Raw genomic sequence first — 15106 nt, 5'->3', positions numbered from 1 at the left:
ATTGACCCCGTGCACCCTGGGAACCCGAAACCGTCGTTCTTCCGCGACCTGTTCACCGGAATCGGCTATCTCGTCCGGGGGATCGGCTGGACGGCGCGGCGTCCCGGGCAGTGGCTGTTCGGTCTGATCCCGGCGCTGATCGTCCTCGTCGTGTACGTCGCGGCGCTGACCGCGCTGGCGTTCAACCTGGACGACCTCGCCTCCTGGGTGACGCCGTTCGCCGACGGCTGGTCGTCCGGCGCCCGCGACACCGCCCGCGTCGTGGCGGGCATCGCGATCTTCGGCGCGGCGCTGTTCGTCGCGATCCTGCTGTTCACGGCGCTGACGCTGCTGGTCGGCGACCCGTTCTACGAGAAGATCGCCGAGCGCGTCGAGGACTCCGCGGGCGGGGCGCCGCCGGAGCCGGACGTGCCGCTCGGCGTCCAGATCGTCCGGGCGATCCGGGACGGGCTGCTGCTCGGCGTCATCGCGCTCGCCTTCGGGCTCGTGTTCTTCGTCTGCGGGTTCCTGCCCGTCGTGGGGCAGACGGTCGTCCCGGTCGTCGCGGCGTTCGTGTCGGGCTGGTTCCTGACGGCCGAGCTGACGTCCATCGCGCTGGAGCGGCGCGGCCTGCTGCGCCGCGAGCGGTTCGCGCGGCTGCGCGCGAACCGGGGGCTGACGCTCGGGTTCGGCGTCGCGACCTTCGTCGTGTTCCTGATCCCGCTCGGCGCGGTCGTCGCGATGCCGGGCGCGGTGGCGGGCGCGACGCTGCTGGCGCGCGAACGGCTCGCCGGGCCGTACCGCTGAATGTTTCCTTAGTGTGACGACCGGCCGCTTCGCGTGAATTGATCTTCGCGTAACCTGTCCCGCATGTCCGATCAGGGGGAGCGCCCGCGCTGGGCCGAGAGTGACGATGCCGGGGAGGGCACCCCGGCGGCCGGGGCCGGTCGGTCGGGTGACGAGGACGGCCGCGACGTCTGGGGGAAGGCCGAGGAGCCGCGCGACGAGCGTCCGGCCGAGCGCGCCGCCGAGCCGGCCGCGCGCATCGAGCCGAAGACCGTCCCGGAGCCGCGCGGGCTGCTGACCGCCGCGCCCGACGCCGACGAGCCCGAGCCCGGGACCGCGCTGGAGCCCGTGGACCGCAAGGTCGCGCCCGTCCCGTCCGGGCCGGCGTGGGAGGGCGAGCTGTTCGACGGCGACGCCGACGGGGACGCCGACACCCGCTACGTCGCGCCGAGCGGCGACGCGGGACCCGGCAAGCCCGGCCGTCCGAGCAGCGGCAACTGGCAGATGCCGTCCTGGATGGCCGACGAGGAGAGCGCCGACCGCGAGCTGGACGGCGCGACCGGCAGCCCGTTCGACGAGCCGTCCGGACGGTCCCGGATCCTGCTGTTCGGCGGCATCGGCCTGCTGGTCGTCGCGCTGGCGGCGGCGGGCGGCGTCTACTACCTCAAGCACCGCGGCAGCGACCCGGCGCCCGCCAAGGGGACGCTCCGGCGCACGTCCGCGCCCGCGGCCGTCCCGTCCGCCGCCCTCCCGCCGGACCGGCCGCTGCGGACGTTCGCCGGGACGCCGTCGCGCATCGCCGGACGCGTGTCCGACACCGGGTCGGGCCTGCTGTACCCCCGGTTCGCGCGGCCGTGGCAGACGCCGTCGAAGAAGAACAAGCTGGGCGTCCCCGGCTGGTCGGGGCAGCAGATCCTCGTCACCGAGCGGCACGCGGGACGGCTCTGGTACGGCCAGTTCCTCACCGGCACGCTCCAGCCGACGCTGCGGAGCGCCTACAGCGGCCCGCAGAGCGTCAAGTCGGTGACGGCGCTGGCCGCCAAGGGCCTGGAGGAGAGCTACTACGCGTTCCCGCACCGGTCCGCGCCGCTGGCGTCGGAGGCGCTGACGGTCGGCGGCCACCGGGGCTGGCTGGTCGCGTCGTACTACGCCTACAGGCGCCCGCCGTTCCGCGCGACCGGCGAGGTCGTCGCCACGGCCGTCATCGACACCGGACGCGAGACGCCCGCCCTCGTGTTCGCGTCGCTGCCGAACACCAACAAGAAGCTGTGGCCCGACCTGAACCGCTTCTTCGCGCAGCTCAAGGTGCTGCCCGCGTCCTGACGGCTCACTCGGCGAACGGGCCGCCGATGTACGGGTGGTCCGGGCCGGAGACGGACGCGGCGTACTTCTCGGCGTCGTCCTCGGGCCGGTAGCCGAGCGCCCGGGCCTCGTCCAGGCTGAAGCAGCCGCGCGTGTTGGCGGACGCGCCCCAGACGATCCGGAACCCCGGGTCCGGCGCGGTGAGCAGCGCTTCGACGAGCCGCGCGCAGTCGCCCGGGGACAGCCAGGTCGACAGCGCGCGGCGGTCGGGGGGCCGCTCCTCGCAGGTGCCGATGCGCAGGCACAGGACGTCCATGCCGTGCCGGTCGTGGTAGAGGCTGCCCAGCGCCTCCCCGGCGACCTTGCTGACGCCGTAGAACGTGTCGGGCCGGGGGTAGAGGTAGTCGGGCGCGGGCGTGTCGGGCACCGGATGGAACCCGGCCGCGTGGTTGCTGCTGGCCAGCAGGACGCGCGGCACCCCGTTGCGCCGCGCGGCCTCCAGCACCGCGTACGTCCCGTCGATGTTGGTGTGCAGGATGGCCGGCCAGTCCGCCTCGTGCGGGATGCCGCCGAGATGGACGACGGCCGTCACGTCCCGGCAGGCGGCGTCGAGGGCGTCCAGGTCGGTCACGTCGGCGCGGACGGTCTCCTCGCCGGGCGCCGGATCCGGGATCGGAGCGACGTCCAGGAGCCGCAGGACGCGGCCGGGCCGGATCAGGCGCGGGCGCAGGAACCCGCCGATCAGCCCGGCCGCGCCGGTGATGAGAAGGCGTTCGGTCATGCCTCCGATTGTGCGCCGAAGATCAGTGGACGCGGCGCAGCAGGTGGTCGGCGACCTTGGACGCGACCAGGTACGCGTTCTGCGTGGACGTACCGAACGCGCCCGAGTTGCTGGAGAGGTGCTGTTCGAGGGTCTGTCCCGGCCACGGCTGGTCGAAGTTGCTGGCCGTCCGCAGGTTCAGGTAGTGGTCGAGGCGGCCGAAGCGGGCCAGGACGGCGGCGGTGGCGTTGTCCTCCATCTGGGTCGTGCAGTAGGTGCCCTTGCCCTTCGTCCACAGGCCGGTGATGTACTGCGCCTTGTCCGACAGCGTCTTACCCGCCCACCAGTTGTCGCCGGTGACCGTGTCGCACACGGCGACCTTGGGCAGCGTCCCGGCCTGGCCGGGGTAGTGGGCGCGCTCGGCGGCGGAGGTCGGGGTGTCGGTCAGCACCATGTCCTTGGTGAGCCGGTAGGCGGTGTCGACCAGCTTGTCGTCGAGCTGGAAGACGTTCGTGCCGACGTTGCCCAGCTGGACGAAGCCGTACGGGTGGCTCAGCGCCTCCTCGGGCGGCAGGTGGTGGCCGAGGTCGTAGTCCACGACGTAGTGCGCCCACGCGGCGAAGCCGAGCGTGCCGGTCTTCGGGGACGTTCCGGCGATCCCCGCGGTGATGAAGTACGCGCCGCGCAGGTTCAGGCGGCGGCTGGTCATCACGGCGGTCATCGTGGCCGCCGTGTTGGCCTTGCCCTGCCCGGTCGTCACGACGCACAGGCCCGCGCGGTCGCAGTGCAGCGGGTCGGGGACGCCGTCCACGGTCACCGCGATCGGCAGCGACCGGTTCTTCAGCCATGGCGCGGTCTCGCCGCCGAACATCGTGACGACGAGGACGCGGACCCGCGTGGGCCCGCCGCGCTCGGCGGCCTGGGACAGGGGGACGCCGCCGACGACGGTGAGCGCGGCGGCCAGGGCCGCCGCCAGCAGGAGGGTGAAACGACGCATGCGTGCTTTCCGATCGTGCTCGGGGAGAAGATCGCAGGTCACGCTAGGGAGCGTCGGGCTCCTGTTCGTTTCGCCGCCGTGACGATCCAGTTAACGGTATACCGTTAAGTCGGGCCGGATAGAGTGCCCGCGTGACGACCGGAGAGCGCGACTCCCTCCGCGACAGGGCCTACCGGACGCTCCGCGAGCGCATCATCGAGGGCGGCCTGCGGCCCGGCGAACGACTCGTCGAACGCGACCTGGCGGCCGACCTCGGCGTCTCCCGGATCCCGCTGCGCGAGGCGCTGCGGCTGCTGGCGGCCGAGGGGCTGGTCGTCCTCGTGCCGCGCCGGGGCGCGCTGGTGAGCCCGTTCACACCGGCCGACGTCCGCGACCTGTTCGACGTCCGGCAGAGCCTGGAGGTGCTCGCGGCGCGGCTCGCCGCCGAACGCGCCGACGCCGCCGGCCGCGCCCGCCTGCGGCTGCGGCTCGCGGACAACCGCGCGGCGCTGCGCACGGGCGACCGCGCCGCGATCTCCGCCGCGAACGCCGCGTTCCACGCCGAGGTGCTGGAACTGTGCGGGAACGCGCTGCTCACGCTGGTCGTCCGGCCGCTGGACGCGCGGATGCAGTGGCTGTTCCGCCTCACCGCCGACCTCGACGAGGACCAGGACGCCCAGTGCGCCGAGCACGGCGGCCTCTACGACGCCATCGCCGCCGGCGACGCCGCGCTGGCGGCCGACCTGGCGGAACGCCACGTCCTGCGGAACCGCGACGTGACGCTGCGCCTGGCCGAAAGCTGGTCCGTCCCCGCCGCCGACCCGCTGCAGATCACCCACACCCGCCGCCGCCGACCGGCCGGGTAGCCCTGCCGGGGCTGATAAACAGAACGCGATGAAGCGGACGGGGTGGGTGTGGCCCGGGGTGACCGGGCTGGTGCTGGGGCTGCTGGCGCTCGGGCCGGGCCTCGCGCCGGGGTTCCTGCTCTCGTTCGACATGGTCTTCACGCCGGGGCCGCGGTTCTCGGCGATGACGTTCGGGCTGACCGGGACCGTTCCGCGGCACGTGCCGAGCGACGCGTTCGGCGTCGCGCTGGCGCACGTGCTGCCGGGGGACGTCGCGCAGAAGGCCGTCCTGCTCGGGATCTTCGTGCTGGCGTCGATGGCGGCGGCGTCGCTCGTCCCGACGCGGCGGGTCGTGCCCCGGGTCGCGGCGGGCGCCGTCTACGCGTGGAACCCGTTCGTCGCCGAGCGGCTGCTGCTCGGGCACTGGGCGTTCCTGCTGGGGTACGCGGCGCTGCCGCTGGTCGCGGGGGCCGCCGCGCGCGCCGCCGAGCCGGGCGGCGGACGGCGGCTGACGCGCGCGCTCGTCCCCGCGGCGATCGGCGGGTTCGCGGGCGTGGCGGTCTCGGCGCTGGTCGCGGGCGCGGTGGTGCTGTGCCGTCCGGAACGGAAGCGTGGGCTGGCGAAGGCCGTCGCGGCGGTCGTCGTGCTGAGCCTGCCGTGGCTCGTGACCGGCTGGCTGCGGCCGAGCGGGATGCCGGGCGCGCCGGAGGGCGTCGGCGCGTTCGCGGCCCGCGCCGACACGCCGTTCGGGGCGCTCGGCAGCCTGTTCACGCTGGGCGGGGCGTGGAACGCGGCGACCGTTCCGCCCGGTTACGGGACGCCGCTGCTCGCGGTCGTCTGGCTCGTCGTGGTGGTCGCGTCGGTCGTCGCGTTCGCCCGGACGCGGACGGACGGGACCGCCGGGCTCGCCATCGCGGCCGGCGCCGGGTACGTGCTGGCCGCGCTCGGCGTCGTCGCCGCCCCGCTGCTGCGCGGCCTGATCGAGGCCTGGCCGGGGTTCGCGGTGCTGCGGGACGGGCAGCAGTACGTCGCGCCGCTCGCCGTGGTCGTCGCGGTCGGGTTCGGCGTCCTCGCCGACCGCGCGGCGGACCGGCGGCTGGACGCGCTCGGCGTCCTCGCGGTCCTGCTGCCGCTCGTGCTGCTGCCGGGGCTGGCGTGGGGCGCGGCGGGACGGTTGCGGCCCGTCCACTACCCGGACGCGTGGGCGCGGGCGCGCGAGATCGTCCGCGCGGACCCGGTCCCCGGCGACGTCCTGATCCTGCCGTGGGCGACCTACCGCGAGTACCCGTGGAACGGCGGCCGGACGTCCCTGGACGCCCTGCCCCGCTACCTCGACCGGCGCGGGATCCTCAGCGACGCGGTGGTCATCGGGCGCACGGTCGTCCCGGCCGAGGACCCCCGCGCGCGGGCGCTCGACCCGGTCGTCCGCGCCGGCGGCCCGCTGACGGCCCGGCTCGCCGCGCACGGGATCCGCTATGTCGCGTTCGACGCCGAGACGTCCGGCAACGCCTACTACGCGCGCCTCGGTGGAGCGCAGCGGGTGCTCGCCGACGCCGATCTCGTCCTGTACCGGCTGCCCGACCCGGCACGGCCCCGGGAGGACAGCGCGCCGGCAGCCCTCGCGGGCACGGCGTGGGCCGTGACCTTGATGTCCGTTGTCTGGTCATTCGCGGCATCAGGCATTACTCTGGCCACTCGCAGTCTTCGCCACCCCCGAGGAAAGGCCCCCTGATGCGCATCGCCATCGCGGCCGTGGCGGGCGTCCTGCTCGCCGCCCTGGCGTCCTTCGGCGCGGTCCAGCTCGCGAACGCCTCGCAGCAGGAACCGGTCATCAAGCCGCTGTACGGATACGGCTCCCGATGACCGCGGCCCCCCGCGGGCCGAGATGACCACCGCCCTGCTGGAGATCGTCGTTCCGGCGCGCGACGAGGCGTCCCGCCTGCCGGACGGTCTCGTCGCGCTCGGCGGGAAGCTGCGCGCCCTCGGCGTGCCCGCCGCCGTGATCGTCGTGGACAACGGCAGCACCGACGGCACCGCCGACCTCGTCCGCGCGGGGACCTGGCCCGTCCCGGTCCGCGTGCTGGAGTGCGCCCGGCGCGGGAAGGGCGCCGCCGTCCGGACGGGCCTGCTCGCCACCCGCGCCCCCTTCGTCGGGTTCTGCGACGCCGACATGGCCACCGGGCTGGACGCCCTCGACGGCGTCCTGGACCTGCTGCGCGCCGGGCGCCCGGTCGTCGTCGGGTCCCGCCGCCACCCCGGGTCGGCCGTCGAGGACTACAGCCACCCGCTGCGCAAGCTCGGCGCGGTGCTGTTCAACCGCGCGATCCGCGACCTCGCGGGCGGCGTCAGCGACACCCAGTGCGGGTTCAAGTTCTTCGCCGGGCCGCTCGCCCGCGCCGCCGCCGCCGACCTGCGCACCGACGGGTTCGCGTTCGACGTCGAGCTGCTCATGCACTGCGCCCGGCGCGGCGCGGCGATCACGCCGGTGCCGGTCGAGTGGCGGGACGTCCCGGGCAGCACGTTCTCGGTGCGCCGCCACTCCGTCGAGTGCCTGCGGGACCTGGCGCGGATCCGGCTGGCGGCGACCCGGCCCGTCCGCGAGCCCGACCTGGCGCTCGGGTTCGCCGAGACCTCCGAGCCGCAGCGCGCATGACCGGCGACGTCTCCGGGCTGCGGATCGCGATCGTCAACTGGCGCGACCCGTGGCACCCGGCCGCCGGCGGGGCCGAGCGGTACGCGTGGGAGCTGGCCCGCCGGTTCGCCGCGCGCGGCGCCGCCGTCACCTACGTCACCGCCCGCGCCCCCGGCCAGCGCCGCCGCGAGACGGTCGAGGGCGTCGCGTTCGCGCGCATGGGCGGGACGTTCACCGTCTACCCGCTCGTCCTGGCCTGGCTGCTGGCGCGGCGCCGCCGCTTCGACGCGGTGATCGACTGCCAGAACGGCATCCCGTTCTTCACGCCCTGGGCGCTGCCGCGCGGCGTGCCGGTGTTCTGCTCGATCTTCCACGTCCACGACGACCAGTTCGGGCTGTACTTCCCGCGCTGGCTCGCCTGGATCGGCCGGACGCTCGAAGGCCCCGTCGCCCGCCGCGCCTACCGCCGCCACGCCTGCACGGCCATCTCCGTGACGACCCTGGACGCCCTCCGCGACCGCCTGTCCTGGACGGGCCCGGTCTACCTCGTCCCGGTCGGCGTCACCCTCCCCGAAACCCCGCCCGCGCCCGCCCCGGCCGAGCACCCCGTGCTCGCGCCGGGCGGGGCTTTTGGACCGGACGCGCCGCCGCTGGACGGGCTGCCGGAGCGCGGGGAGCCGGAGTTGGTGTGCGTGACGCGGCTCGTTCCGCACAAGCAGGTCGAGCGGATCCTCGATCTCGCCGACGAGCTGCGGGTGCGGCGGCCGGGGGTGCGGATCGGGATCGTCGGGCGCGGGCCGGAGGAGGAGCGGCTCGCCGCGCTGGTGCGCGAACGCGGGCTCGGCGACGTCGTGACGCTGCACGGGTTCGTGTCCGAGGAGGCGAAGGCCGCGCTGGTCGCCCGCGCCGACCTGCATCTCAGCGCGTCGCGCGGCGAGGGCTGGGGATTGTGCGTGGCGGAGGCGGCGGCGCTCGGCGTCCCGACCGTCGCCTACGACGTGGACGGGCTGCGCGACGCCGTCCGCGACGGGGTCACCGGCTGGCTCGCCGCCCCCGACGACGCCCTCGCCGCGACGGTTGAGCGGGCGCTCAAGGAGCTGGACGACCCGGCGCGCCGCACCGCGATCCGGGACGCGTGCCGGGAGTGGGCCGCCGAGTTCGACTGGTCCCGCAGCGCCGACCGGATGGGGGCGCTGCTGGCCGCCGCCGTCCGGCGCGGCACGTCCGGTACTTCCGATTCCGCCGCACACGTCCTCGCCGGGTACGGTGCAGGAACCCTGGTCGCGGAGGGACCGCTCCGCGACCGCCTGGCGGCCGAGCCGGGGGTGACCGTGCTGCGTCCCGCGACCGCGCGGGAGCGCCTGCTCGGCCGGGCGCTGGACGACAACGGGGGGCGCTGACCCGGCGTCCCGCGCGGGACCGAGGGGAGGCGGACGGGCATGGCGAGCGTGTTCTGGACCGTCGCGGACCGCTACACCCGGCTCGCCGACCGGTTCGCCGTCGCCGACCGCGACGACCGTCCCGTGCGTCCCGAGATCGACGACCGGCTCCGCGAGCGGCTGCGCGCCGTCGTGTGCTGCCTCGCCCTCGCGCTGCTGTCGATCGGCACCGCGCCCGGCCGCATCCTGCCCGACACCAAGATCGACATGGCGGTGAACCCGGCCGGGTTCCTCGCCCGCGCCCTGCACCTGTGGGACACCGCGCAGTTCGGGCAGCTCCAGAACCAGGCCGTCGGCTACTTCTTCCCGATGGGCCCCTACTACGCGCTGGCCCACGCCGTGGACCTGCCCGCCTGGGCCGCACAGCGGTTCTGGTTCGCGCTGCTGATGATCACGGCGTTCCTCGGCGTCCGCCGACTCGCCGGACGGCTCGGCATCGGCGGCCCGATCAGCCGCCTGGCGGGCGGGATGGCGTACGCGCTCGGCCCGCACGAGCTGTCCGCGCTGGGCCAGGCGTCCTGGGAGTACCTGCCGCTGGCGATGCTGCCGTGGATCCTCGTCCCGCTGGTCGGCGCGGCGCGCGGCGAGACCGGACGGGTCCCGGCGGCGGCCCGGTCCGGCGTCGCGGTGGCGCTGTGCGGGGGCATCAACGGGGCCGCGACGGTGGCGGTGCTCGCGGTGCCCGTCCTCTATCTCCTCACGCGCCCGCGCGGGACGGCCCGGTTCCGCCTCCTCGGCTGGTGGCTCGGCGCGGCGGGCTGCGCGGTGGCGTGGTGGCTCGTCCCGCTCGTCCTGACGGGCCGCTACGGCTTCTCCTGGCTCGGCTACACCGAACGCGCCGACACGACCACGGCCCCGACGAGCCTGGTCAACGTGCTGCGCGGCGCCGAGCGCTGGGGCAACTACGTGGACGCCTCGTCGCTGCCGGTCGCGCACGCGCTGTCGACCGGCGTCGTCCTCACGGTCGTGACGGTCGTGCTCGCCGCGCTCGGCGTCGCGGGCCTGTCCCGCCGCGACCTGCCGGACCGGACGTTCCTGCTGCTCGTCGTCCTGTCCGGCGTCGTGATCATCGGGGCCGGGCACGGCAGCGCGATCGAGGGCCCGCTCGCCGCGCCGCTGCGCGACCTGCTCAACGGCCCGCTGTCGCCGCTGCGCAACCTCTACAAGTTCGACGGGCTGGTGCGGCTGCCGCTGGCGCTCGGGCTCGTCCACCTGCTCGTGACCGTCCGCCGCCCGCGCTCGCGGCTGCGGATGCTCGCGATCACGACGGTGGCGGTCACGGCCGTCGCGGCGCCCGCGATCACCGGCGGGCTCGCCGGACGCGGCGACTTCGAGGGCGTGCCGAAGTACTGGGAGCAGGCGGCGTCCTGGCTGAACGCGCACGGCGGCGAGCAGGCCGTCCTCGCGGTGCCCGGCGCGGCGTTCGGCGACTACACCTGGGGCCGGCCGATGGACGACATCGTCCAGCCCCTGCTGCAGACGCGGTGGGGCGCGCGGCAGCTCGTCCCGCAGGGGTCGCCGGGCTTCGCGCGGATGGTGGACGCCCTGGACCAGCGCGTCGCGGCCGGCCACGGCTCGGCGGGGCTCACCGAGGTGCTGGCGCGGATGGGCGTGCGGTACGTGCTCGTCCGCAACGACCTGACGCGCGCGGACCTGCACGGCGCCTGGCCCGGCCGCGTCCACGAGACGCTCGACTCCTCGCCCGGGATCCGCCGCGTCACGGCGTTCGGCGACTGGCCCGCCGGGGCGGGCGGGGACGAGGCCGCCGGGTCCTTCGACCAGCGGTACGCGCCCGTCGAGGTCTACGAGGTCGCGGGCGCCGACCAGGTCGCGGGCCTGGTGGACGCCGCCGACCCGATCCGCGTGCGCGGCGCGCCCGAGGCGCTGCTCGGGCTCGCCGACGACGGCGCGCTCAAGGGCCGTCCGATGCTGCTGAACGACGACGCGCCCGCGACGAAGGCCACCGAGGTCGTCTCGGACGCGCTGCGCTGGCGCGAACGCGACCGGGGCCGCCTGCGCACCGGCATCTCGCCGACGCTGACGGCGCGCCAGCAGCCGCGCGGCACGGCCGGAATCGGCACCGACCCGGACGAGCCGGGCTGGGAGAAGTACCGCACGACCGCCGCCTACACCGGGATCGCGGACGTCACGGCGTCGTCGTCGGCGTCCGACCCCGACGCGCTGAGCGGGTTCGACGACCCGTCCGCGCTGCCGTTCGCCGCGCTCGACGGCGACCCCGCCACCCAGTGGATCTCCGGCGGCTGGACGGGTGCGGCCGGGCAGTGGATCCGCGTGGACTTCACCGCCCCGGTCGACCCCGGCGGCCTCCAGGCGACGTTCGCGCAGAACGCCTTCCTCGGCCCGGCGCCGGCGCGGGTGGCGGTCGAGACCGAGCGCGGGACGGCGGCGCAGGCCGTCCGGGCGACGGGCGGGCCGCAGGAACTCCGGGCGCCGCAGGGCACGACGCGCTGGATCCGGGTGCGGGTGCTGGCGCTGCAGGCCGTCCCGCAGTCTCCGGCGGCGTCGCGCGTCGGGATCTCCGAACTGTCGCTGCCGGGACTCACCGCCACGCGCTACCTCGCGCTGCCGCAGGTCGCGGGCGCGCAGATCATGCAGCGCGCGCAGCAGCCCGTCGCGCCGTGCATGAACGGCTCCGAGCGCTGGGTCTGCTCCCCGGCGCTGGCGCGCGGCGACGAGGACGGCGCGACGCTGCGCCGCCGCGTCACCGCCACCGGCGGCACCGCGAAGATCACCGGCGCGGCCGTGCTCACCGCCGCGTCGCTGATCGACCGCATCGCCGGGACGGGCGCGACGACCCGCGTCACGGCCAGTTCCGTGTGGACGAAGGCTCCGGCGAGCCTGCCGCGCAGCGCGTTCGACGGCGACCCGCGCACGACGTGGCTGCCGTCCGGCGACGACCGCGACCCGTCGCTCACGGTGTCCTGGAAGGGCGCGCGCAAGGTCGGGGAGATCACCGTCGACCGTCCGCCGGGCGCGCGGCCGTCGCTGCGGGTGACGGTCACCGGCGCGAACGGCCAGTCCCGCGAGGGGCTGGTGGACGCGAACGGCACGCTGCGGTTCGACCCGCTCCGCACCGACCGGCTGACCGTGCGGTTCGCCCCGGCGCAGGGGCCGGTCCAGGTCTCGGAGCTGAAGATCCCGGGGGTGGCGCCGCTCACGACGTTCGGGTTCCGGTCGTTCACGACCCGCTGCGGGGCCGGGCCGTCGGTCCAGGTGAACGGGAAGACCGTCCCGACGCGGGCCGTGGGGACGGTCGGGGACGTGCTCGCGGGCCGCGCCGTCCGGTTCGAGGGCTGCCGCGCCGCCGCGCTGAAGGCCGGGCCGAACGACCTCGCGGCGGGCGGCTCCTACCGGGTGGACTCGCTGCTCGTGGATCCGGGCGGCGCGCTCGCGGCGGCCAAGCCCGTGGCGATGCAGGACGTCCACATCACGTCGTGGGGCAAGGGCAAGCGGGTCATGGACGTGAAGTCGCCCCGCGCGTCGTACCTCGTGGTCAACGAGAACTACAACACGGGCTGGAAGGCCACCGTGGGGGGCCGCGAACTCCAGCCGGTGCGGCTGGACGGGTGGCGGCAGGCGTTCGCCGTCCCTGCGGGCACGTCCGGGTCGGTCACGCTCACCTACACGCCGGACGGCCTCTACCGGCTGTCCCTGTTCGTCGGGCTGGACCTGCTGATCCTGCTGCTGCTCGTCGGCTTCTGGCCGCGCGGCGGGCTGCGCGCGGCGCGGTCGGCGCCCGTCGTCGCGCCCGGGACGCCCGGCGGCGCGGCGCGGGCGGGGGCGGTCGCGCTGGCCGCCGCGATCGGGTTCTACGTCGCCGGGCCGGTCGGGCTCGCCGTGGCGCTCGCCGCCGGGGTGGCCGCCGACCTGTCCGAACGCCGGACGTCCGCGCTGGCCCGCCGGATCCGGTCGCCGTACACGTTCGCGGCGGCGCTGGTGGCGGCGGGCGTCTGCACGGCGGCCGGGTTCTGGCTGGACGAGCAGGGGGTCACCGGGTCCGACACGCTCCTGCGGGACGTCCTGCCGCAGCTGCTCGCGCTCGCCGCCGTCGCGCGGCTCGCCGTGCTGCTGGCCGCGCCGCACGACCCGGACACCTGGCTCGCCGAGGGCGGTCAGCTCCAGTGGATGCCGCCGGGCGCGGCCTCGTCGCCCGGCTCGGGGCCGGCGAAGATGCCCGGTTCGAGCTCGGGCTCGGGCGGCGGGTCGGTGAAGATCCCGCCTGTCGCGGGCGGCGGCACGGACGCGGCGAACCGTCCGCCCGCCACCCGGCCGGGCAGCGGCGACGGCGCCGGTCCGGACCGCGATCCGAGCCGCCGGACGGGCTCCTCCAGCAGGTAGTGGCTCGCCGCCGCCGCGCCGACCGTCAGCAGCGCGCACACCGGGAAGTCGAGCACGAGGACCCCGCTGAACGGCGCGTGCCCGGCGATCTTCCACCAGACGTAGATGACGACGAACTGCCACAGGAACAGCCCGTAGGAGATCCTGCCGAGGAACGCCATGACGCGGTTGCCGAGCAGGCCAGCGATCATCGGCTGCCCGGCGGGGGCCAGCGCGACCGGCGCGACGAGGAACAGCGCGACCGCCCCGTAGAGGAGAAGCTCGATCTCCGACGTCCACACGTTGACCTCGTAGAGGCGGGAGACGCCGGTGATCCGGGTGGCGGCGAGGCCGTAGCAGAGGGCGGCGACCGTCCAGCACAGGCCCCAGGACGCGCCGACCGTCCGGCACAGGCGGCGGACCGGGCCGTCCGGGCCGCGCTCGGCGTGCGCCCACACGGTGACGACCGCGAGCGCCATCCCGGCGGCGAACCACGCCAGGTAGCGCGGCAGCCAGTTCCCGTAGAACGCGCGGTCGGCCGACTGGTGGATCGCGATGACATAGAGGAAGGACACGGCCGCGAGCGCGCCCGTCCCGGACAGGAGACGGCGGGCGCGGCGGTCCACGTCCGTCCCGCGCCGCGCCCACCGGCCGAGGACGAACGCGAGCAGCGGCAGCGCGACGTAGAACGCGGCCTCGACCGTCAGGCTCCAGATCTGCCCCATGCCCTTGGGGCCGAGGTAGTCGCCCCACCACGGCGTCCGGTCGTAGGAGTAGGTGAGCGTGAGCAGCTTGAGCCAGGACGCGACGTCCCCGAGCCGGTCCCGGAAGTACAGGAGCGTCGCGACGACGACCAGCAGCCAGTAGGCGGGCAGCAGCCGCAGGGCGCGCTTGGCGAGGTAGCCGCCCGTCCCCGGCGCCGTCCGCAGGCCGAGCGCGGCGGCGGCCCACGGCCGGTACAGCAGCAGCCCGGACAGGACGAAGAAGATCGGCACGCCGATCTCGCCGCGCGACAGCAGCGCGGTGAAGGCGCCCCCGCCGCCGGAGAGGTAGCCGCCGCTCGCCGCGACGTGGAACAGCAGCACCAGCAGGGCCGCGAGCGCCCGGACACCGTCCAGCGCGGCGTGGTGCCCGGAGATCTTCGGCAGCCGGCGGTCGGCGGCCGTTCCGGGGACGGACGGTGCGGTCACCCGCGCAGGGTATCCGAGGGCCGCGCGGGGTCGCGGGCGCCCGCGACCAGCCCCGCCGCCTCGGCGGCCTTCAACAGCGCCAGCCCCGGCAGGCACCACGGGGCGCGCAGCGCGAGCCGCAGCGCGGCCCGGGACCGGCCGAGCCTGCGCGCCGTCGCCCGGCCCCGGTACACCGGCAGCCAGCGCCCGTAGTAGCGGCGCTTGCGGTAGGCGGCGCGCAGCGTGATCCGTCCCTCGTCGTGCCAGACCCTCGCTTCGACGCGTCCGATCCGCGCCCCGGACGCGGCGGCCCGGTCCGCCAGATCCCAGTCCTCGAAGGCGCTGAGGTCCTCGTCATAGCCGCCGGTCGCCCGCAGGACGCTCCGCCGAAAGATCCGCGCGGCCTCCACCGAAGCGTCCCCGAGATAGCTGCGCTTCTCGGCGGCCCGGCACGCCGCGAACACCCCCCGCCCAAAGGACAGCTCGGGAATCACCAGCGCGCCGAGCCCGGGATCCGCGTCGAACAGCGCGACGGCCTGCTCGATCACGGCAGGCTCCAAAACCATGTCCGAGTCGACGAACGCGACGATCTCGCCGCTCCCGGCCCGCCACCCGCGGTTGCGCTGCGCACTGCGCTCGGGCCCGCCGTCCAGCACCCGATCGGCGTACCCCGCCGCGATCTGCGGCGTCCCGTCCCCGGACGCGTTATCAACGACGATCAGCTCGACGGGCGCCGTCTGCTCCCGCACCGAGGCCAGGCACCGCGCGATCGTCCGGCCCGAGTCCCGCGTGGGCACGACGACCGTGACCCGCGTGCCAGCCGTCACATCCCCTCCCACCGGTCCCTGTACTGGCCAGTAGCGCACCATCCCCGCGCTCG

At 75.6% G+C, this 15106-nt stretch carries 11 protein-coding genes and 1 pseudogene; 8 read left to right on the top strand and 4 right to left on the bottom strand.

What is annotated here, in order from left to right; all coding sequences use genetic code 11:
• Window positions 1-9: 9 nt before the first annotated feature.
• Window positions 10-786, top strand: a complete 777-nt coding sequence (locus GQ466_RS28880; protein WP_337193667.1) for an EI24 domain-containing protein — start codon at window positions 10-12, stop codon at window positions 784-786.
• A 63-nt stretch (window positions 787-849) separates the two neighbouring features.
• Complete coding sequence (locus GQ466_RS28875) at window positions 850-2088, top strand: flagellar basal body-associated FliL family protein (protein ID WP_161106232.1); 1239 nt, start codon at window positions 850-852, stop codon at window positions 2086-2088.
• 4 nt (window positions 2089-2092) lie between these two features.
• Here GQ466_RS28875 and GQ466_RS28870 read toward each other — a convergent pair whose 3' ends face one another.
• Complete coding sequence (locus GQ466_RS28870; RefSeq protein WP_161106231.1) at window positions 2093-2848, bottom strand: NAD-dependent epimerase/dehydratase family protein; 756 nt, start codon at window positions 2846-2848, stop codon at window positions 2093-2095.
• 22 nt (window positions 2849-2870) lie between these two features.
• Complete coding sequence (locus tag GQ466_RS28865; protein WP_161106230.1) at window positions 2871-3824, bottom strand: purine-nucleoside phosphorylase; 954 nt, start codon at window positions 3822-3824, stop codon at window positions 2871-2873.
• 131 nt (window positions 3825-3955) lie between these two features.
• On the opposite strand from GQ466_RS28865, the gene GQ466_RS28860 reads away from it, so the two are divergent.
• The 6 genes and pseudogenes from GQ466_RS28860 to GQ466_RS32090 all read left to right on the top strand — a co-directional run.
• Complete coding sequence (locus GQ466_RS28860) at window positions 3956-4669, top strand: FCD domain-containing protein (protein ID WP_161106229.1); 714 nt, start codon at window positions 3956-3958, stop codon at window positions 4667-4669.
• 28 nt (window positions 4670-4697) lie between these two features.
• Entirely contained in the window at window positions 4698-6380 is a 1683-nt protein-coding gene (locus tag GQ466_RS28855; RefSeq protein ID WP_161106228.1) for an MmpA family trehalose lipid delivery protein, read from the top strand.
• The gene (locus GQ466_RS32520; protein ID WP_268877648.1) at window positions 6380-6511 is read left to right on the top strand and encodes a hypothetical protein; all 132 of its coding nucleotides are present in this window, start codon (window positions 6380-6382) and stop codon (window positions 6509-6511) included. Before GQ466_RS28855 ends, GQ466_RS32520 begins: the two co-directional genes overlap by 1 nt.
• Before the next feature lie 22 nt (window positions 6512-6533).
• Window positions 6534-7301: a glycosyltransferase gene (locus GQ466_RS28850; RefSeq protein WP_161106227.1), complete on the top strand. Its 768-nt coding sequence runs from the start codon at window positions 6534-6536 to the stop codon at window positions 7299-7301.
• On the top strand, window positions 7298-8680 hold the full coding sequence (locus GQ466_RS28845) for a glycosyltransferase family 4 protein (protein ID WP_161106226.1): 1383 nt from the start codon (window positions 7298-7300) through the stop codon (window positions 8678-8680). Before GQ466_RS28850 ends, GQ466_RS28845 begins: the two co-directional genes overlap by 4 nt.
• Window positions 8681-8719: 39 nt before the next feature.
• Window positions 8720-10768 (top strand): annotated as a pseudogene (locus tag GQ466_RS32090) (alpha-(1->3)-arabinofuranosyltransferase domain-containing protein); the annotation flags it as partial.
• Between the two features lie 2084 nt (window positions 10769-12852).
• Here the strand turns inward: GQ466_RS32090 and GQ466_RS28835 are convergent.
• The gene (locus GQ466_RS28835) at window positions 12853-14247 is read right to left on the bottom strand and encodes an acyltransferase family protein (protein WP_337193666.1); all 1395 of its coding nucleotides are present in this window, start codon (window positions 14245-14247) and stop codon (window positions 12853-12855) included.
• Entirely contained in the window at window positions 14244-15053 is an 810-nt protein-coding gene (locus GQ466_RS28830; protein WP_337193665.1) for a glycosyltransferase family 2 protein, read from the bottom strand. Before GQ466_RS28830 ends, GQ466_RS28835 begins: the two co-directional genes overlap by 4 nt.
• Between the last annotated feature and the right edge of the window lie 53 nt (window positions 15054-15106).

This window comes from Actinomadura rayongensis, assembly GCF_009831215.1.
GTDB classification, from domain to species: Bacteria; Actinomycetota; Actinomycetes; order Streptosporangiales; family Streptosporangiaceae; genus Spirillospora; species Spirillospora rayongensis.
The sequence above is the reverse complement of the archived record's forward strand: the minus strand, read 5'-3'. Positions and strand labels throughout refer to the sequence as shown.

Excerpts from the sequence above, each read along its gene's own strand:
- GQ466_RS28875 (WP_161106232.1), top strand. The coding sequence starts at position 850 with ATGTCCGATCAGGGGGAGCGCCCGCGCTGGGCCGAGAGTGACGATGCC.
- GQ466_RS28870 (WP_161106231.1), bottom strand. The coding sequence starts at position 2,848 with ATGACCGAACGCCTTCTCATCACCGGCGCGGCCGGGCTGATCGGCGGG.
- GQ466_RS28865 (WP_161106230.1), bottom strand. The coding sequence starts at position 3,824 with ATGCGTCGTTTCACCCTCCTGCTGGCGGCGGCCCTGGCCGCCGCGCTC.
- GQ466_RS28855 (WP_161106228.1), top strand. The coding sequence starts at position 4,698 with ATGAAGCGGACGGGGTGGGTGTGGCCCGGGGTGACCGGGCTGGTGCTG.
- GQ466_RS32520 (WP_268877648.1), top strand. The coding sequence starts at position 6,380 with ATGCGCATCGCCATCGCGGCCGTGGCGGGCGTCCTGCTCGCCGCCCTG.
- GQ466_RS28850 (WP_161106227.1), top strand. The coding sequence starts at position 6,534 with ATGACCACCGCCCTGCTGGAGATCGTCGTTCCGGCGCGCGACGAGGCG.
- GQ466_RS28845 (WP_161106226.1), top strand. The coding sequence starts at position 7,298 with ATGACCGGCGACGTCTCCGGGCTGCGGATCGCGATCGTCAACTGGCGC.